Genomic DNA, 18,765 nt, shown 5'->3' on the forward strand with positions numbered 1-18,765 from the left:
GAATCGCATGAGAAAATAGAGTTACTCTTAAAACGCCTCGCGAATATGACTAAGTGAAGCTAGACTAAGATCGTCATTTAACAAGACGCTAATTACATCAAAAGAAACCCGCCGTTCCTCATAACCCTTCATATGCAAATAAACCTGTGTTGTACTCCGAACCTGGTTTATTTTGCGAGCATTCACCGATTCTTCTGGAGTTCCCTGAAGCAGCTCTCCACTGCGGCTACGAACTTCGACAACAACAATACAGTCTTCACGCTCCGCAATGATATCAAGCTCTCCAGTACGACAACGCCAATTCCGTTCCAATATCATATACCCGCTAGAAGATAGGTACTGCACAGCTCCGTTCTCTGCAGCAGCTCCTTTCTCTTTGCGGTTATAGTGCTTTCTTACATAGGGCTCTTTCATTCTTGTCCCCGTTCACCAGCGGAACGATCGCTCTGATACACAAAGCTGAGGATTTCCGCCACCAGCTGATAGAGCTCAGACGGAATCTGTTGGTCCAGATCAAGCTTTGAAAGCACCTCCACGAGGGCTGCATCTTCCTGAACAGCAACCCCGCTCTCCTTAGCCTTTTGCAGAATAAGGTCTGCTATCGCGCCTTGTCCCTTGGCTACTACGACAGGAGCCTCGTTTTGTCCGGGACTATATTTGAGAGCGACCGCTTTTTTGAGCCCTTGTGAAATTGGCTGTACAGGCTCATTCATATACGGTAATCCACTCCTTTGTAAGCCTCAGGAACATAATCAACAAACTTATTAGTATTGGAGCCAGCAAGCTCTTTAGGCAAATTCAATTCTGGCAAGGGTTCGGTTCTTAAACCTGATAATTGATAACCGATGGATTCTACCGCAGTTTTTATATCTTCACGCCGCGTCTCCAGCAGCTCAAGCACCCACGGATGATCATTATGAAGCTTAAGACTAACGATTCGATCGACAACCTGCACATCTACCAATGTCTGCCCTAGCTGCTTCATGTCCAAATCGAACCATAATCGACAGTTAGCTGCATCCAACTCCCCTTTGCGGCCCCGCCTGGACTGGATATGAACCGATGCGGTTTCCTGCCCATCTGGACCTTGCAGCGGCAAGAACAATGTAACCTGCGCGAAGGGAGCAGTCCGATCTGTATTCAGCAGCAGCTGTTGGCCTGTCAGCTGCTGCACTAGCCCGCTCGCGGCATCTTTTACCGCGGGCGGCACCTCGCTGCTGCTCATAAGCTGCAGCAGCACGCCCTTCAACGTGTCGGCAGCTTGCTCCCCGCCGACACTGCCTAGCGCGGCTGCAGCTGTCCCCGCTGCCGCTCGCGCCGTCTCCGCGGACGGCAAAGCGCCGCCGCGCACGGCCTGCTGCTCGTGCTCCGCACCGAGCAGCTTCAACACCCGCCCTACCCACGACTCCGCATCCGCGGGTGGGGCGGTGTCTGGCTGCACCGGCGAAGCCGCAGCAGCCGTGGTCTCCCCGCGCGGCGCTGCCGGCGCGGGGGCAGGATCTTGTCCCGCCGCGTCAGCGGGCGGGACGTTCGCGAGCTGCGGCATGCTGCCGCGCAACTCGGTGAGCACGCCCTGCAGCTTCGCGAGCAGGGCAGCCCCGCTAGGCGCAGCAGCTTGGCTTGCTGCACCAGCTTGGCTTCCCGCAGCAGCTTGGCTATCTGCACCAGCTGATCCAGTGGCGCTTGTATTCGCGCCACTGATACTACCCTGCGCTCTATCTTTATTTAGACTCATTTCATTGCCATGAGTTTCGCTCTGATTAGAACTATTTTGATTGCTTACAATTCCGTCCCCTTGCGTGTTAGCAGCACTACTCTGAGTTCCTGAAGCAAGCGTAGAAGTTATTTTCCCAGTCAAAGGTTCACCAGTATTTCCACTCTTCGAGAGCTGAACTACCTCACCAGCCTCTTCGGGGACCACTGGCTTGGCAGTTACAATACCGGTTTCATTCTCAGGAGTTTCAGCTGTACTTGCAGCTGCACTTCCTGATATTTCTGATTTCACTAAATTCAAAGGAATTATTGGTTCATCAGAAATAACTCCGGCTCCCGTTGCCCCTCCTGTTGCAGCAGCACTTCCGCTTGTAGTAGTAACACCAGCACTACCTTCAGCAGGTTTACTTACAGGTTGTCCAGTTCCTTTAATCGAAACCTGGTCCATTTCCGCATCAGCATCACCTGCTGATACCACTTCCCCGTTAATCACAGCGCCCGTACCTGTCGTTACAGGAGCATTCAGCTTTCCGGTCGGGGTACCCATTCCAGGTTTAGCTTCGGCTGTTGTTGTTTCTTCACCGGCGACTTGACCTGCCCAAATCGTAATCTGTTCTTCGAGCGCTGACAAAAGCTGATGAAGCTGCGGACCAAAAACCGCCTGCTGCAATCCTTTCACACTTTCAGGGGTAACCGGCAAGCCCCGCTTTACAGAAATGACAGCTGCATCAAGCCATTCTGAGGTCGGCACGCCCGCAGGTTTCGCACTCATTACAGCATCCAGAATCGCCGCTGTCTCTTTGGTAAGCGGAATACCACCCGACTGCATCGCCAACACAATTTCCCGACCCGCTTTGGAGTCAGTAAGCCCAAGCGATTCCAATGCCTCGCCCATGTTTTGCGGGGTGGCTAACACCGTTTCGCCGAGGGAGACCGGCTTCAATACGGGCAATCCGCCTTCTCCGGGTGCTCCAACCTGTAAGTTCAGGGTCTCTCCTGGCAGTAGTGGTGTTTCCAACTCCGCACGAACAGGTGTGCCTTGAATCTGCACAACGGCTTCTTTTCCCGAATCCGATACAGACAATACAACACCACGTACAACCTGCCCTTCCTTCAATTCCAAAGACTTGGCTGCTCCCGGTTTATTATCCCCGAGCAATCCACGGATCAATGTTCCGATATTCATACCGTTTCTCCTCCCTCCATTTTCTCTCTTCTTACTATATCGGTATTAATCCGACTTTTTTGAGCGGTGAATTTATCCAAGCTTAAACGCCTTTGGCGTCTTTTATATTCTGATATTTCTAAAAAAGGGTTTGCTGTTCAGCAAGAATCTTCCCAATAAAGCTGCGCCGATGCATAGGTGTCGGACCTAACGCCGTAATTTGTTCCCTGTGAAGCTTGGTCGCATAACCTTTATGTATCGCAATCCCATAATCAGGGTATAATTCCTCCCACACCCCTTCACACAGTCTATCTCTTGTTACTTTAGCTATAATCGAAGCTGCCGCAATAGACTGGCTGTTAGCATCCCCTTTTATGATCGCCTGCTGCGGCAACGGAAGATCAACTTTTTCAGCATCGATTAACATATAGTCCGGGGTATGACTAAGACCTTCTACCGCTTTTTTCATCGCCAGACGAGAAGCCTGTTTAATATTAATTTCATCAATCATGCGGGAATCCACATAACCTACACCAATAGCTATCGCCTGCTCCATAATAATCTCGAATAAGGCATCTCTTTTTTTCGCTGTAAGCTTCTTAGAGTCGTTGACGCCATCAATAATAAGCCCTTCCGGCAAAATCACCGCTGCTGCAACAACATCCCCAAACAAACAACCTCTGCCTACTTCATCTACGCCGGCTATACGGCGATAAGACTGTTCCCAGCCCTCTTTTTCATAACTCAACATATCTATCGTACTCACGATCTGTCACCGCCAATTATAAATTATTCTATAAACTACATAAGTCAGCTTACCATAGTAAAGCTCACATGGTCATGTACAAATAACCACTCCAATTTGATCCAAATCAGCAAAAAAAAGAGCCCCCGAAAATTTCCGGATGGCTCTTCCATACCCATTCATTTAAACGCCTTTAAGGTGTTTCCAGCGTAAAACGACCAAGCTTACCTGCCCGCAGCTCATGCAGCAAAGCACGTGAAGCTTTTTCTAGATCAACACGTCCACCGCTAATCAGACAACCGCGTTTACGACCCACGGCTTCCATAACTGCAACGATCTCATCAGGGTTCTCAAGATCCTCAGGAAGCTTCTCAATACCAAAGCGCTCTTGAAATCTGGAACCATAATCCTTGACCAAATACTTCACTGCATAAAAAGCAATGTCCTCAATGTTCAGGATTTCTTCTTTGATCGCACCCGTCACGGCCAAGCGGTAACCCACGTCTTGATCCTCAAACTTCGGCCATAAGATACCAGGAGTATCCAGAAGCTCCAGATTACCTCCTGTTTTAATCCACTGCTGGCCCTTAGTAACCCCCGGGCGATCACCCGTAGCAGCGATACTCTTACCAGCCATTCGATTAATCAGCGTTGATTTACCGACGTTAGGAATACCGACGATCAATGCGCGCATAGCTCGTGGGTTCATTCCCCTTGCGATCTGCCGATCAATCTTTTCCTTCAACAGCAACTTGACCTGCTCCGGAATCTCCTTAACGCCTGTTCCAGTAGATGCGTCCACAGGATGGGCAACATGCCCTTGTTCCTTAAAGTACGCCAGCCACTTCCGAGTAATTTCCGGATCCGCCAGATCCGCTTTGTTCAAAATAATTAATCTCGGCTTGTCCCGCAAAATATCGTCAATCATCGGATTGCGGCTGGAAAGCGGCAGACGGGAATCGAGCAACTCTATAACAACATCAATCAGCTTCAGCTTATCCTCGATTTGCCGCCTAGCCTTCGTCATATGACCAGGAAACCAATGAATGGCCATTGCCGTCACCTCCTTTGACTTCTGTCAACTTAATGGTTAATCAGTGTAATATCTTTTATCGGCCAGAAGATTAAATCTGCACGACCCACAATATCACCCAGCGGCACATAGCCAATCATCCGGCTGTCTGTACTATCCGAGCGATTATCCCCCATAACGAAAATATGTCCTTCTGGTACAGTACCATCCGTGAATTTTTCATTTGGGAAATCTTTATTATTATACAGAGCGTTGTTACTATGCGCAGCATCAATAGCGCCTTGGATGTAAGTCTCGTTAACAACCTCACCGTTAACTGTAACTACATCTCCTTCTACTTTCACAGTATCTCCAGCCACACCAATTACACGTTTAATAAAATCTCTGCCTTCAGATGGCACGTGGAATACAATAACCTCACCCCGCTGCGGAGATCTTATATCGTATAAAATTTCATTAACGATAACACGTTCTCCCGTATGGAAATTAGGCTGCATGGAAGGTCCATCTACAATAAAAGGCTTGAATAAAAGCCAGCGAATCAGTATAACCAGAACTAAAGCAATCGCAATGGCCTTGACCCATTCCAGCACTTCATTTTTCTGTTTACGTGGGTTCTGCTCGCTTGATTCCAAAGTTTCGCTTTGTTCCTGCTGCATAGTTCACCGTCCTCTCTTAATACTACTCTTACTATACAACACAAAAAAACTCCTGCCAAAAACCCCTCCACAGATACTCCTTCAGGAGGCCTTTTCGGAGAAGCTTATCCCCAAGCGTATATGTCACACGCATTGTATACCAAGCTAAAACGCCCTCAGCGTCCTTTTAAGGACGGTATGCGTTTATGCGAGAAATATAAGAATAATGTATAACGTAAAACTTATGCTTTTCTTATATTTTCAAAAAAAAATAAAGCGAAAGGGGCTTGAACTCAAGCCCCTCTCCTCTGTCACTATTCTAGCGACGAATTTCTTTAATTCTCGCTGCTTTACCACGTAGTTCACGAAGGTAATAAAGCTTAGCACGACGCACTTTACCACGACGAGCCACTTCGATTTTTTCGAGTTTAGGCGAGTTGATTGGGAATGTTCTTTCCACACCAACACCGTAAGAAATTTTACGAACCGTAAAAGTCTCACTGATTCCACCGCCACGACGTTTGATTACAACGCCTTCGAACAACTGGATACGCTCACGAGTTCCCTCGATAACTTTTACATGCACCTTCAAAGTGTCACCCGGACGAAAACTAGGGATATCTTTACGAAGTTGCTCTTGCGTAATAGCTTGTAGGATATTCATTAAGGACTTCCTCCTTCCGTACAGGTGTTCTTGCCTCTTCCGGAGAGATCTGAGCTCTCCCTCATTATCCGCAGCGGACCACCGTATTCCACACAACAGAGTTAATAATATCATAAAGGACGGGCTAATACAACTTATTTTTCTATTTTATAACGGTAACATATCTCTTTTTTTTGCCTTAGACTGGCAGTCTTTACACAAGCCGACCACGGTTCCATTGTCTTGAGCATAGAAGATCAACTTCCCATTCTTCTTCTTGCAAGAAGAGCAAGGTTGCTCCCCTGGACTCTGTTTGGCTTTGCGATGACTATCCATTGAGATCACATTACTGCTAGTCGTGCGCAAAGGATCGCTTGAGCTGCTTGTTTTCTTTTTCTGAACGATATAATACCCAACACCCAGCGCTAGCAAGACAAGCAAAATAACTACATATTTCATCTGGCTCCCTCCGCTCTTCATGATTTACTTGAGGTAAGAAAATAAAAAGACCGCCCTGTGATGCAAGTAAGGCAACGGTCTATATCGTATTCGCAAACTAGCCTTAGCACATCTCACTATAAAAAGCGCTTTTCAGTAGCTGCTGAAGATTATATATGAGAGCATCTTCGCTCTTTTTATATGTACTCTTACCCATTTTAATGTGAGCGTAAGATCTATATTTCATTTTAGCACAATTGAAATTTGAAGTGTAGTGAACACTTTTTAAATACCTAGTCTTTGGTCCAGTATATTAACCCGCCTACAGCCGTTTTTACAATAAATCCCCATAGGCTATACTTACAGAAGTACGTACATAACGTAGCGCTTAGGGAAGAACACATATACCCAAAAATAAGGAGGATTTTATTCAATGAAAAAGAGTAATACAACTAGCGTAATGGCAGCTGTAGCCGTCTTGTCCGTCGTACTTCTGGCAGGATGCACAGAGTTACCGGGTAGGCAATCCGCTAATAATGAACTAGGAAAGAATATTACTGAAGATGTGCAGCAAAATATTGGTGAGGCTGTGAAGCAAGAGCTAGGTAAAGCCGCTGCAAGCGTGGAACAGGCCGTTCAGGATACAGCTACCAAGGTGGTCGACGAAGTTAAAGCAAACAGCATTAGCAAAGAACTATCCTTATCTAAAGAGATCGGCTCTGCTTCAGTGCTTAGCATGAACAATGCAGTGGGAGAAATAGAAGTTACATCAACTACGGGTGATCAAATTAATGTGAGTGCGACAATCTTAGCCCATAACGGCTCCGGTCATAAAGCTGACCGCCAGAAAATCTTGGATGACGCTGAGATTTCAATAGACGTTAGTGGCGATACTCTGAAGGTATCTACAAATTCCAAATCAAATCCGAAGAAGGATTTATGGACTTGGGCTCAAGACAAATACGGTTATTCAGATTTTAGCATTAACTATACCATTGAGATCCCCACCCGTATGGATGAATATCAAATCACCAATAATGTCGGGCAAATTCGTCTCCGCAATCTGGACGGAAATTACCGCATCGTCAGCAACGTTGGAGCTATTGATATCGAAGGAGCTAACATCACCGGTAAGTCCACTCTAGAGTCTAATACAGGAAGCATACGTATGGATATAGCCGGAATGAAGAGTGATAGCCGTCTTAAAGCGACAACAAATGTAGGTAGCCTCAATGCTGTTCTAGCCGATGGCGTGAAATGTAGCTTGGTGGCTAAAAGTGATCTAGGCCAGATTACCGGGGTTGAGGGTGGCAAACGTGATGTTAACGGAGGAGGTCCTTTGTTGTCCTTAAGCTCAGATATAGGTGCAATTACAGTAGAGTAACCAACCACTAAAAACAGACCGTCCGGATTAGCGGACGGTCTGTTTTTGCATCATCATATCAGATTAATGCAATAGCCAACAGCGTGAACAAGCTGAGAGTTAAAATATTGTCAGCAGCATAAGGGTAACCAAAAAATGCAGAAGTCTGCACAGGTCCATTGGATCCTGTTCTTAAGTAAACATTATATCTGTCCACATCTGTAATCACACCTTCATGCTGTCTGCCATCAGTAGTCAGGATACGTACCCTTCTATTCTTACAACGTAAGCAATTATAATAAGCCTCCACTAGTGTACTCCTCCTCATTCGTAATGATATACTCTATGGTGAGGAGTACAGGTCGGTAACGGCTAAGTTACATAGGTCATTTGTTTGGATCGATATTTACTTTCCGTTCTCTGCATTTTTTGTATTCCCAAAGGTTATATATAAGGAAAGACATATTCTCGGCTTGTTATCCGTACCATCCTATCCATTCAAGGAGGCCAATCGAATGAATGTAGCACGTAAACAGTTTATTAAGGAAGGCGTACTGCGTATTACCATCTTTATTATTTTATCATCGCTTACCTATACCGTTCGCAACTATGCATGGGCAGTTACTGTTCTCGTATGTTTTGCGCTTTACGCTCTACTTACAGGAGTATATCGCCTCTTTCGCAAAGAGTAGAATGCGCCTCCACGAATTTTTATAGTTAACCAAACGCCCCCTTTCCAAAGAGTTTTTAATTCTCCTTGAAGAGTGGGCGTTTACATTCTGATCAGAATCACAGGGTTTGACCTCTTAGTAGAGCACAATAAAACCATTAGATGTAGTGAACTTTCGTTCGCTATACTCTAATGGTTTTATTGGACTTGCTTATTCATACTTAATTATTAATCTTATATGTTCAAGCTTTAAAGGGCGAATGGGAATTACGATTTGCGATTTGTATAATAATCGATAATATCATTCACAGTGCGGAGCGGCTCCGCATCTTTGTGGATCGTGTCCACGCTAGGCTTGAATTCTTCACGCGTCTTCGTAGTCACTTCAGTTCATTCCTTTCAATAGTTAAGCTTGCTGCATCGTAAGCTGCATATAGTATTACGCCACCTCTATCTATTACCCCAAATAGAAGAGTTCAACGCACCTATGCTAATTTGTTTTGGAAATTACGCAAAAAAAATACGAGATTATAGCCCTTCTTATACTTAAGTAAACATAACAAAAACGCCTCCTTAACGTAAGATACGTTAAAAAGACGTAAAATATGCCTGTTTTATTAAAATTTTACTCCGGCTTGATTTCATTTTTCAGACGTTCCAGTGTTTTCTTGTCTTTCAATGTTAGTTCTGCACTTTCGAGCAAATCAGGTCTACGTTCAAGTGTACGCTGTAACGCTTGCTCTCTCCGCCATACTTCGATGTTGGCGTGATGGCCACTCAGCAACATATCTGGTACCTTCCAGCCGCGAAATTCAGCGGGTCGAGTGTAGTGAGGATATTCCAACAGCCCTGTACTGAACGAATCGGTGATCGCAGAGGTTTCGTTTCCAAGCGCCCCTGGCTGTAGCCGAACTACTGAATCAATAACCGTCAGTGCTGGTAGTTCTCCACCCGTTAACACGTAATCGCCAATCGACAGTTCATCTGTAACCAGATGCTCCCGTATCCGCTCATCGTAGCCCTCATAATGACCACATATAAAGATTAGATGCTGCTCTTGTGCCAGTTCCTCAGCAATCTTCTGATTATAGGTCTTTCCTTGTGGACACATAAGAATGATGCGTGGCTTCACAGAGGAAGGCGACGGGACTGCAGCTTCAGAACCATTCTCCAAAGGACTAGCCTCGATCCCCAATACATGTTCTACCGCTGCAAAGATCGGGTCAGGCTTTAGTACCATACCCCCGCCCCCGCCATACGGTGTATCATCCACACTGTTGTGCTTATTTCCTGAGAAATCACGAAAGTTCACAGCATTCAAAGATACAATCCCTTTTTCGCGTGCCTTACCAAGAATACTTGTGCTAAATACGCCTTCGCACATCTCCGGAAAGAGCGTTAGCACATCAATTCTGATCATGGCAATAGTCCTTCCATTAAGTGAACCGTAATTCGTTTGGCCTCAATGTCCACGTTCAGCACTACATCGTTAATTACAGGGATAAGGATGTCTTGACCTTTAGCAGGCTTAACAACCCACACGTCATTTGCACCTGGCTGTAAAATTTCCGTAATTGTGCCAAGCGGTTCACTTCCAGCATCATCCGTATAAACTTCACAGCCAACGATTTGGTGGAAGTAATATTCATTCTCTGGCAGATCAACCAGATCATTACTTGGCACCTTAAGCAAACTTCCCTTATACTTTTCCACTTCGTTAATATTGGTATATCCCTTAAGCTTAACGATAAACATACCCTTATGCTCTCGAGCGGATTCTACAGTCACTTCGAATTTTGCACTGCCATCCGCAGGGATGACGAACAGCTTCTTGTCTTTAGCGAAACGAACCTCAGGAAAATCGGTATGGGATAATACTTTAATCTCCCCGCGAATTCCATGTGTATTCACAAGCCGGCCTACGGTTAATTCTTCCGTCATATAACCCTCTCCTCTACAAGCTTCATCTATATATTTGAACAAAAAGGAGCCGGGATATACTATCCCTAGCCCCTCATTGTACGCATTATTTAAGATAAAATATCTACAGTTACGCGTTTATCGCTCTTGACTGCTGCAGATGTGACTACTGTACGGAGCGCCTTGGCGATCCTGCCTTGCTTGCCGATGACCTTTCCTACATCATCTGGATGTACGGACAGCTCATAGACAATCAAATGCTCTTTCTCCACAGCCCGTACCGTCACATCTTCTGGATGATCCACTAAAGCCTTAGCAATTACTCCAACTAATTCTTCCATAGAGGACCCTCGCAATCAGTCATTATTTCTGTTGCTTAAGCTCATGAAACTTCTTCATCACGCCTGCTTTGGAAAGCAAGTTGCGGACGGTATCAGATGCTTGCGCACCTGTTTGAAGCCATTTAAGAGCTTTTTCCTCATCGATCTTAACTACTGCCGGTTGTTCAATCGGATTATAATAACCGATTTCCTCGATAAAACGACCGTCACGAGGGGACCGGGAATCGGAAACCACTACACGATAGAAAGGCGCTTTATGCGCTCCCATTCTTTTTAGACGAATACGTACTGCCACGAAAAATCACCTCCTTATAATAGTTTCCAACATTAGTTGGTCAGACATTCAAGATCATTTAAAAGGGAATTTCAGCCCTTTTCCACCACCAAGACCTTTAAGCTGCTTCATGGCATTTTTCTTGGAGGCTTTGCCGCCTCCGCCCATCATGCCGGAGAATTGCTTCATCATCTTACGCATCTCATCAAATTGTTTGATGAGGCGGTTGACCTCAGCGACTGAGGTTCCGCTGCCGGTTGCAATACGCTTGCGGCGGTTATGGTTAATGATCTCAGGCTGTTGCTTCTCCGCCTTAGTCATAGAATGAACTATGGCTTCAACGCGTCCCATTTGCTTATCGTCGACCTTTAAATCTTTAATGCCCTTGGCTTTGTTCATACCCGGAAGCATATCAAGAATTTGATCGATAGGGCCTAGCTTCTTCACCTGATCCATTTGCTCTAGGAAATCGTCGAACGTAAACTCTGCATTACGCATCTTACGTTCCATTTCTTTAGCCTTGTCAGTATCAATGTTCGCTTGGGCTTTCTCAATCAGCGACAGCATGTCGCCCATACCCAGAATCCGCGAAGCCATACGTTCCGGATGGAACGGCTCCAGCGCGTCGATCTTCTCCCCTAAAGCGGCGAATTTGATCGGGCAACCGGTAACAGCTTTTACTGACAGTGCAGCACCACCACGGCTATCGCCGTCGAGTTTCGTCAATACGACCCCTGTAAGCTCAAGCTGCTTATTAAAGCTCTCGGCTACATTCACGGCGTCTTGACCCGTCATAGCATCTACTACAAGAAGTACTTCATCAGGATTTACAACATTGTGAATCTGCTTGAGTTCTTCCATTAGTTCTTCATCGATATGCAGGCGGCCTGCAGTATCGATAATAACATAATCAAGTCCGTTATCCTTCGCATGTTGTACAGCTTGTCTGGCAATTTCTACCGGACTAGTCTGATCACCAAGTGAGAATACAGGAACCTTAATCTGTTCTCCCAGCACTTGCAGCTGCTTGATAGCAGCAGGCCGGTAAATATCTCCCGCAACCAAGAGCGGACGATGATTGCCCTTCTGTAACAGCTTAGCTAGCTTACCCGAAGTGGTTGTCTTACCAGCCCCTTGTAGACCCGCCATCATAATGACGGTCGGCGGCTTGTTCGACTTGGCCAGCTTCGCTTGGCTTCCGCCCATCAGATCGGTTAGTTCCTTGTTGACGATGTCGATAATTACCATGCCAGGCGTAAAGCTGTCCATGACTTCCTTGCCGATGGACTTTTCTTTCACCTTAGCCACGAATTCTTTAACTACCTTGAAGTTAACATCGGCTTCCAGAAGGGCTAACCGCACTTCACGCATAGCTTCGTTTACGTCTTCTTCGGATACTTTACCTTTACCGCGTAGCTTGCTGAACACATTCTGCAATCTTCCGGTTAAACCTTCAAACGCCATATGCAGATTTCTCCCTTCATGCTACTCTAACCTCTGCAAGCGATCCACGATCTCCGCGAACCGAAGTTTATATTGCTCAGGCAGCATCCCATTCTCCGGCAGTCTGCGCAGCTCTTCTAAATATTTAGTACGACTCTCATGTTTCACTAATAGTCCAAGTTTTTCTTCATAATTCTCAAGGACTTGCTCAGCCCGCTTAATATGCTCATAAACAGCTTGGCGGCTGATTTCAAATTCAGCGGCGATTTCTCCCAAGGAAAAATCATCGTGAAAATAATATTTAAGAAACGTTTGCTGCTTATCTGTAAGCAGTCGTTCATAGAAGGCAAAAAGCAAATTGATACGATTCGTTTTCTCGAGCCTATTCTCCTGACTCATTAAGGACAACCCCTTCGTCAAGGAAAAACACTTTACACCTTCACAACGTCCCTTATGATACCTAAAAGAAAGAGAGATGTCAAGCACTTTTGCTTGTCATCTCTTTCTTTATTAAAAATCCATATTTTCCGCGATAAATCCGCTTGAAATTATTGGATTGGCAGTACATAAATCAATATGGCGAAGAAATGTGTGACACTGCCCGCAAGAACAAAAACATGCCAGATCGCATGATGGAACGGAAACCCTCTCCATACATAAAAAACTGTGCCTAGAGTATAAAGCACTCCGCCAGCCATCAGCAGAATCATACCACCGTCCGCTACCACTGCCGATAGAGGATTCCAGGCGATAACAATCAGCCAACCCATAGCAATGTAGAATACCGTAGACATGAACAAGAACTTTTTAACAAAAAACGCTTTGAAGAAAACGCCAAATACTGCGATTCCCCATATAACACCAAATAAACTCCAGCCAAGTGTTCCCCGAATAGCTACTAGCAAAAAGGGTGTATACGTGCCTGCGATAAACAGATAAATAGAGGAGTGATCGAAAAATTCGAACAAATCCTTCGCCTTGCCCTCTTTGAGACTATGCACAAGTGTTGAATTGAGATACAGAAGCAGCATTGTCGTTCCATAAATGGAGAAGCTGACTACATGCCATGCCGTTCCTTTCAGACTTGCAAAAACAACAAGCAGGACAAGTGCAGCGACGCTTAATACAGCTCCGATCCCGTGCGTAATCGCATTCGCGACTTCTTCTCTCCGGGTGTAGGTGTGAGTATTTGCCATATCCATATCCTTCCGTCTAAGCTTTCTTTCTATTATACCACGCGGACCTCACTGGATTACAGTTTGTAAATCTCCGTGTATTTCTCCTCCAAATAATCAGCCAGATAATCTGGACTGAGCGGCTCACCTGTTACTTGTTCGATAATTTGCGAAGGGGTCAGGCTTTTTCCGAAACGGTAGATTTTTTCTGTTAACCATTCTTTAATCGGCAAAAGATTTCCCGCAGCAATCCATTCATCGTAGTTCGGCAGCTCCTTGCGGAGTGTATTCAAGATTTGGGCAGCATACATATTTCCCAAAGAGTAGGATGCAAAATATCCGAAGTCTCCACCGGACCAGTGCACGTCCTGCAATACACCAAGCGCATCATTAGGCGGTGTAATACCTAAATATTCTTGATATTTAGCATTCCATACCTGAGGCAGATCTTTGACAGATAGACCTTCATTAAAAATAAGCTTTTCGATCTCGTAACGCACAATAATGTGCAGATTGTATGTAAGCTCATCTGCTTCAATTCGGATGAATGAATTTTCCACACTGTTAATAGCCCGGTAGAAATCCTCTACATCTACATTAGCAAGCTGCTCTGGGAAATGCTGCTGCAGATCACCGTAATAACGTTGCCAGAACGCACGGCTGCGGCCGATCATATTCTCCCATAGTCTCGACTGAGATTCATGAATCCCCATCGATGCGCCTTGAGCCAGCGGTGTTCCCACTAAATCTTGGCTGATATTTTGTTCGTAAAGCGCATGTCCACCTTCATGCAGTGAGCTGAAGACGGCGCTAGTCACGTTATCAAGTAAATAAGCGGTCGTAATACGAACGTCACCTGGATTCAGCCCTGTAGCAAAAGGATGCACACTCTCATCCAAGCGGCCTGCGTCGAAGTCATAGCCCATTTGCTTCAGAATAAAGTTACCAAACTTTTGTTGCTGCTCTTTAGGGAAAATCTGCTGCAAGAAGCTGGTATCAGGTTTATTAGGTGAAGCAGCGATAGCTTCCACTAACGGAACCAAGCGGCTGCGGAGGCGACTGAACACTTCATCCACTTTTTCTACCGTGAGATCAGGCTCATACATATCTAGTAGCGTATCGTAACGTGTGCCATTAACACCCCAATAATCGATGAACTCTTGTTTCAGAGCTACGATTTTACTCAAATAAGGTTCAAATGTAGCAAAATCATTGTTCTCCTTAGCTTCTTCCCAGATTGTTTGGGAATGCGCAGACAGGACAGCGTACTCTTCAAATCTTTTGGAAGGAATACTCTTACTGCGCTCATACTCTTTGCGGCAATCGTTGACGATCTTTTGTTGATTAGCCGTAAGCTGGCTCAATACTTCTGGACGGCTGAAAAATGCTGTGAAGTCACCCATCTCCTGTGAAATCTCGAGTCTGAACAATTCTCCACTCAGCATCCCAATCGTACCGGAACGTACTTCTACTCCTTTACGCGGTGCACCTGTGCGCAAATCCCAGTGCATTAATTCTATGGCCTCTGAATATCCACTAATTTTTGCTAATAACTCGCTGAATTGTTCCCATCGTTCCTTTACTTGTTGTTCCATTCTACTCCACCTGCTTTCTCTGTTTTACAGACTCCTCTTGATGATACTTTTTTGAATGAGTATAATCAACTTCAGAGATTACATCTCTAATTTTAAATATTTAATGAGTTACATAAGAAGCAGAGCATGCTTCGAACAAAAATCAAGGAGCGTGAACAGGGCTATGATGATTCAAGTTACACCTCTCGCAGAAAGGAAGTTGAAGGAAAGGCTTGGAGATCAGCCAGGATTTTTCAAGCTCTTTTATGATACGGTAGGCTGCGGGTGTGACGGAATTAATGTGTTACTGATTGTTTCAGAAGTGGAGCAAGGCGATTCTAGGATAGAGACGAATTCTCTTCCCTTTATCGTAAGCCGGCAACAGGAAATCTTTTATGAAGACAAGATGCGACTCGACGCAGAGGAACGTTTCTCTTCCTATAAGCTGGTCAGTGATTCTCAGATTTATGGCAACAATATCATGGTAAGAGATATGCGCAACGTAAGTACAATTCAAGGAATTTAAGGGAGGAAGCTAATATGAGCCACGTATCAGAAATTATTAACTTTAATAAAAGTTTTGTAGAGAATAAGGACTATGAAGCTTATTTAACCAGTCGTTATCCTGACAAAAAAATGCTGATCATCACCTGTATGGACACTAGACTCGTTGAATTATTGCCGAAAGCCATGAATTTCAAAAATGGTGATGTCAAAATCATCAAAAATGCTGGTGCGGTTATTTCTCAGCCTTTTGGTAGTGTTATGCGTAGTGTAATGGTAGCTCTTTATGAACTAGATGCTGAAGAAGTAATCGTGGTTGGACACTATGAATGCGGTATGGCCTCCCTCAATGCGGACCATATGATCAATTCCATTAAAGAACGTGGAGTATCTGAAGAAGTGCTGTCTACACTGGAGAATTCCGGAATCAAACTTACAAAATGGCTGCGTGGGTTTGACAATGTCGAAGAAGGGGTAATTCAGACTGTGGACCTGATTAAACGTCATCCACTGCTTCCCCCTAATGTACCTATCCATGGCATGATCATCGATCCGGCAACCGGAGCGCTTGAGCTTGTCGCTGATGGGTATAAGTAACGAATGACGACTCTCTAACTGCTGTTTGCGTGGATCCTGGATCCACGCTTTTTTTGTGCATAAAAGTATAAATTATGATAAATAAAATTGAAACCTTGTGGGGCATGTCTGCGTATTACCGACCATACACAAAAATTCATGCTCACAGGAGGGTTTTCGTACTAAATGAAACCAATGAAACGCGTAATGATGATTCTAATGGCCTTCACTCTGTTTTTTGCAGTGGTTGCTCCAGACTTTGCCGATGCACGTCGAGGTGGCGGCGGATTCAAATCCGGCACTCGCAGCTATTCAACAACCCCAAAAAAATCAACAACAACAAATAACATCAAAAAAAGTGACAGCACTAAAAGTTCCACAGCAGGATCTGCTGCAAATACAAAACGTGGCTTCTTCAGCGGCGGCAGCTTAATGAAAGGCATGATGATCGGTGGTTTGGCCGGATTATTATTCGGTGGAATGTTTGGTGGAATGGGAGCTTTTGGTGACTTCCTAGGCTTTGCCGTTAATATGCTAGCTATCTATGTATTGGTTATGCTCGTGATGTCCTTCTTCCGTCGTAGAAAAGAACGTCGCCGCTTAGAAGAACAGGATGGTCGTTACTAATGTCTACAATTGTTCTAAGCATGGATGAGATCATCAATGCCCTCTGTCTGCACATGGCGGAACGAAAGGCTGTTCGCCCAGAGGATGTTCAGGTAGAACTGAGCTGGGAAGAAGATACCGGTTACTCTGCAGAGGTTTGGGTACAGGGCCGCAGTCAATTTCTAGTGGAGTCCAATATGATTGAAGCGATCCTGCGATACATGCTCAGCGAATATGGTGTTCGCGCCTATCGTGAAGATGTAAGACTGGACCTGGATGAGGAAATCACAGCGATTGTAAATACAGGGAACTAATAATAGTAAAAGGGACAACCCGAGGGGTTGTCCTTTTTTGATATAACGCTATTCATAGAAATATTGCTTTACCGTCCCTACTCCGTCTGCCACTTCAATTTCTGCATAAGCTCCATTAATAAAAGTAACCTGCGGCGGGACATGACCACAATCGATATCATAAACGATCGGTACCTTAAGCTCTTCAAATAGTTCAGCATATATATCCTCGGCAGTATAGTTATCCACAGGCCGATTAGCTGGACTTCTGCCAAACATAATCCCCGAACAATTCTCAAACCACCCTGCCAGCTTCATCTGCACTAAAGATCTGCGTAAATCCGCTGTGTTCAATTCACAATTTTCCAAATACCAAACTATAGGTTCGTCATGAATCATTTCTTGCTGAAAATGCTGGAGCTTTCCATAAGGTGTGCCGATCAAATGCCTAATTACATCTATACAACCACCCAACAGACGTCCTTTCATCGTTACAGCATCTGTAGTTAGAGACTTCCAATAAGTCTCCTCTGTCAAATGAAAAACGCATGGCGAAGGCACATCATGCTGCCATTCCCGCTGATATTTAAGAGATGAATGCTGCACAATGGACTCACCCACTGGTGTCTCTAGAACCGCATGCCAGAGGGCTGTAGTATCATCCGAATACTCTCCCCGTAAATCAATGAGATTCGCTCCGTGGGCAGTAGCCAACCCGGTTGTCAGCGTGACCGCAAGCAGCAAGACGCTTATATCTGAATATCCCACGATCCATTTGTCCTGCAAAGCATCAAAATCAATAAATTCCAGAGCTTCAATTAACAATTCCCCGCCCCAAGGCGGAATAAGGACATCGATTCCATCATCTTTGATCATCTCATTAAACTCATGACCACGAACATTGGCTGGTGCAGATTTAGCCTTATCTTGCTTCCATGCCGTTTCGCCGATAATGACATTAAATCCTTGCGACTTCAACCGGCTGGAGGCCAGTGTTAGTAGTTCTGCATTTTGAATGCCTACTCCAGATGAAGGTGCTGTAACGCCTATCGTCGCATTTTTTTTCAAAAAAGGGTATCTAATCATATGCCACCTCCCAGAGTTTGTACCCATTATATCCCTAAAGTGATAATGAGAACACCTTCTTCTAACACATACTTTACGCCTACAAAAAAAGGACCTGGCGGGATGCGTCAACGTATGACCGCAAATCCTGCACATGTCCTTCTTCAATTAAACCCAAACACTAGATTAAAGAGATAGCAAGCAGTTCAAACAACACAAGCGGTAAAATCACATTATTATTGTATGGGGGACCTGGATAAGGTCCTGGATATGGGCCCGGTCCCGGGCCCGGATGAGGATGATACGGCTGATGAGGGTTGTAAAACCCGCGGGGCATTTGCCCATTAGCTGCAACGTTCAGATACAAGTGTTTATTATCTACTCCGGCTATAACGCCTTCATGTACAAAGCCATCTATTGTCTGTACGTTCACCTTATGGTTAAGGTATGGCTTGCAAGATTGATGTAGGGAATCGCGGACACCGTGCAGGTGCCGGATCACAGCAGGATCAGCCTGATAAATCACATTCTGTTGCTGCCCAGTGTTAAATGTCGACATGGATGTTCTGACCTCCGTAAATGGATT

At 45.1% G+C, this 18,765-nt stretch carries 25 protein-coding genes; 6 read left to right on the plus strand and 19 right to left on the minus strand.

Annotation, left to right across the window (positions count from 1 at the left end; all coding sequences use genetic code 11):
• Nucleotides 1-27: 27 nt before the first annotated feature.
• The 8 genes from NSQ91_RS19630 to NSQ91_RS19665 form a co-directional block, all read right to left on the minus strand.
• Nucleotides 28-414, minus strand: coding sequence for a YraN family protein (locus NSQ91_RS19630; RefSeq protein ID WP_076281600.1), 387 nt, complete (start codon nucleotides 412-414; stop codon nucleotides 28-30).
• The gene (locus NSQ91_RS19635; RefSeq protein ID WP_038571992.1) at nucleotides 411-713 is read right to left on the minus strand and encodes an EscU/YscU/HrcU family type III secretion system export apparatus switch protein; all 303 of its coding nucleotides are present in this window, start codon (nucleotides 711-713) and stop codon (nucleotides 411-413) included. Before NSQ91_RS19635 ends, NSQ91_RS19630 begins: the two co-directional genes overlap by 4 nt.
• The gene (locus NSQ91_RS19640; protein WP_340919467.1) at nucleotides 710-2,899 is read right to left on the minus strand and encodes a DNA ligase; all 2,190 of its coding nucleotides are present in this window, start codon (nucleotides 2,897-2,899) and stop codon (nucleotides 710-712) included. The genes NSQ91_RS19635 and NSQ91_RS19640 overlap by 4 nt, the downstream gene beginning before the upstream one ends.
• Before the next feature lie 118 nt (nucleotides 2,900-3,017).
• Nucleotides 3,018-3,629, minus strand: a complete 612-nt coding sequence (locus NSQ91_RS19645) for a ribonuclease HII (protein WP_076100429.1) — start codon at nucleotides 3,627-3,629, stop codon at nucleotides 3,018-3,020.
• A gap of 187 nt (nucleotides 3,630-3,816) precedes the next feature.
• Entirely contained in the window at nucleotides 3,817-4,677 is an 861-nt protein-coding gene (ylqF, locus tag NSQ91_RS19650; RefSeq protein WP_036688587.1) for a ribosome biogenesis GTPase YlqF, read from the minus strand.
• Between the two features lie 29 nt (nucleotides 4,678-4,706).
• Nucleotides 4,707-5,315 (minus strand): signal peptidase I, encoded by a 609-nt coding sequence (lepB, locus tag NSQ91_RS19655; protein ID WP_036688589.1) that lies wholly within the window; start codon nucleotides 5,313-5,315, stop codon nucleotides 4,707-4,709.
• Nucleotides 5,316-5,613: 298 nt separating this feature from the next.
• The gene (rplS, locus tag NSQ91_RS19660) at nucleotides 5,614-5,958 is read right to left on the minus strand and encodes a 50S ribosomal protein L19 (protein WP_036688590.1); all 345 of its coding nucleotides are present in this window, start codon (nucleotides 5,956-5,958) and stop codon (nucleotides 5,614-5,616) included.
• A gap of 147 nt (nucleotides 5,959-6,105) precedes the next feature.
• Entirely contained in the window at nucleotides 6,106-6,396 is a 291-nt protein-coding gene (locus NSQ91_RS19665; RefSeq protein WP_051491579.1) for a hypothetical protein, read from the minus strand.
• Between the two features lie 412 nt (nucleotides 6,397-6,808).
• Here NSQ91_RS19665 and NSQ91_RS19670 point away from each other — a divergent pair, with 412 nt between their 5' ends.
• Nucleotides 6,809-7,759, plus strand: coding sequence for a hypothetical protein (locus NSQ91_RS19670; RefSeq protein WP_340919470.1), 951 nt, complete (start codon nucleotides 6,809-6,811; stop codon nucleotides 7,757-7,759).
• Nucleotides 7,760-7,817: 58 nt separating this feature from the next.
• Here the strand turns inward: NSQ91_RS19670 and NSQ91_RS19675 are convergent, their stop codons facing one another.
• A complete protein-coding gene (locus NSQ91_RS19675; RefSeq protein ID WP_036688596.1) occupies nucleotides 7,818-8,048 on the minus strand; it encodes a hypothetical protein in 231 nt (76 codons plus the stop codon).
• 205 nt (nucleotides 8,049-8,253) lie between these two features.
• Between NSQ91_RS19675 and NSQ91_RS19680 the strand changes: the two genes are divergently transcribed.
• Nucleotides 8,254-8,430 (plus strand): hypothetical protein, encoded by a 177-nt coding sequence (locus tag NSQ91_RS19680; protein ID WP_155288145.1) that lies wholly within the window; start codon nucleotides 8,254-8,256, stop codon nucleotides 8,428-8,430.
• Between the two features lie 603 nt (nucleotides 8,431-9,033).
• Here the strand turns inward: NSQ91_RS19680 and trmD are convergent.
• The 8 genes from trmD to NSQ91_RS19720 all read right to left on the minus strand — a co-directional run bounded on the left by trmD (nucleotide 9,034) and on the right by NSQ91_RS19720 (nucleotide 15,156).
• Entirely contained in the window at nucleotides 9,034-9,825 is a 792-nt protein-coding gene (trmD, locus tag NSQ91_RS19685) for a tRNA (guanosine(37)-N1)-methyltransferase TrmD (protein WP_076304596.1), read from the minus strand.
• Nucleotides 9,825-10,349, minus strand: a complete 525-nt coding sequence (gene rimM / locus NSQ91_RS19690) for a ribosome maturation factor RimM (protein ID WP_036688599.1) — start codon at nucleotides 10,347-10,349, stop codon at nucleotides 9,825-9,827. The genes trmD and rimM overlap by 1 nt, the downstream gene beginning before the upstream one ends.
• Nucleotides 10,350-10,438: 89 nt before the next feature.
• Nucleotides 10,439-10,669, minus strand: a complete 231-nt coding sequence (locus NSQ91_RS19695; RefSeq protein WP_036688600.1) for a KH domain-containing protein — start codon at nucleotides 10,667-10,669, stop codon at nucleotides 10,439-10,441.
• Between the two features lie 22 nt (nucleotides 10,670-10,691).
• Nucleotides 10,692-10,964, minus strand: a complete 273-nt coding sequence (rpsP, locus tag NSQ91_RS19700) for a 30S ribosomal protein S16 (RefSeq protein ID WP_036688604.1) — start codon at nucleotides 10,962-10,964, stop codon at nucleotides 10,692-10,694.
• Nucleotides 10,965-11,018: 54 nt separating this feature from the next.
• On the minus strand, nucleotides 11,019-12,407 hold the full coding sequence (gene ffh, locus NSQ91_RS19705) for a signal recognition particle protein (protein WP_076304592.1): 1,389 nt from the start codon (nucleotides 12,405-12,407) through the stop codon (nucleotides 11,019-11,021).
• Between the two features lie 21 nt (nucleotides 12,408-12,428).
• Nucleotides 12,429-12,785, minus strand: coding sequence for a YlxM family DNA-binding protein (gene ylxM / locus NSQ91_RS19710; protein ID WP_036688609.1), 357 nt, complete (start codon nucleotides 12,783-12,785; stop codon nucleotides 12,429-12,431).
• A gap of 149 nt (nucleotides 12,786-12,934) precedes the next feature.
• On the minus strand, nucleotides 12,935-13,582 hold the full coding sequence (trhA, locus tag NSQ91_RS19715; protein ID WP_036688612.1) for a PAQR family membrane homeostasis protein TrhA: 648 nt from the start codon (nucleotides 13,580-13,582) through the stop codon (nucleotides 12,935-12,937).
• A gap of 56 nt (nucleotides 13,583-13,638) precedes the next feature.
• Nucleotides 13,639-15,156, minus strand: coding sequence for a carboxypeptidase M32 (locus NSQ91_RS19720; RefSeq protein WP_076127097.1), 1,518 nt, complete (start codon nucleotides 15,154-15,156; stop codon nucleotides 13,639-13,641).
• 163 nt (nucleotides 15,157-15,319) lie between these two features.
• On the opposite strand from NSQ91_RS19720, the gene NSQ91_RS19725 reads away from it, so the two are divergent.
• The 4 genes from NSQ91_RS19725 (at nucleotide 15,320) to NSQ91_RS19740 (ending at nucleotide 17,135) form a co-directional block, all read left to right on the plus strand.
• A complete protein-coding gene (locus tag NSQ91_RS19725; protein WP_076127099.1) occupies nucleotides 15,320-15,661 on the plus strand; it encodes an iron-sulfur cluster biosynthesis family protein in 342 nt (113 codons plus the stop codon).
• A gap of 14 nt (nucleotides 15,662-15,675) precedes the next feature.
• Complete coding sequence (locus tag NSQ91_RS19730) at nucleotides 15,676-16,236, plus strand: beta-class carbonic anhydrase (RefSeq protein WP_036688619.1); 561 nt, start codon at nucleotides 15,676-15,678, stop codon at nucleotides 16,234-16,236.
• Between the two features lie 174 nt (nucleotides 16,237-16,410).
• Nucleotides 16,411-16,842 carry a hypothetical protein gene (locus NSQ91_RS19735; protein WP_081383222.1) on the plus strand — a complete coding sequence of 144 codons (432 nt, stop codon included), beginning with the start codon at nucleotides 16,411-16,413 and terminating at the stop codon, nucleotides 16,840-16,842.
• Nucleotides 16,843-16,850: 8 nt separating this feature from the next.
• On the plus strand, nucleotides 16,851-17,135 hold the full coding sequence (locus NSQ91_RS19740; RefSeq protein WP_036689115.1) for a YxcD family protein: 285 nt from the start codon (nucleotides 16,851-16,853) through the stop codon (nucleotides 17,133-17,135).
• Nucleotides 17,136-17,183: 48 nt separating this feature from the next.
• Here NSQ91_RS19740 and NSQ91_RS19745 read toward each other — a convergent pair whose 3' ends face one another.
• The gene (locus tag NSQ91_RS19745; protein WP_076218233.1) at nucleotides 17,184-18,200 is read right to left on the minus strand and encodes a S66 family peptidase; all 1,017 of its coding nucleotides are present in this window, start codon (nucleotides 18,198-18,200) and stop codon (nucleotides 17,184-17,186) included.
• Between the two features lie 160 nt (nucleotides 18,201-18,360).
• Complete coding sequence (locus NSQ91_RS19750; RefSeq protein ID WP_036688624.1) at nucleotides 18,361-18,738, minus strand: hypothetical protein; 378 nt, start codon at nucleotides 18,736-18,738, stop codon at nucleotides 18,361-18,363.
• Between the last annotated feature and the right edge of the window lie 27 nt (nucleotides 18,739-18,765).

The organism is Paenibacillus sp. FSL R7-0048 (genome assembly GCF_038004505.1).
Taxonomy (GTDB): domain Bacteria; phylum Bacillota; class Bacilli; order Paenibacillales; family Paenibacillaceae; genus Paenibacillus_AQ; species Paenibacillus_AQ odorifer.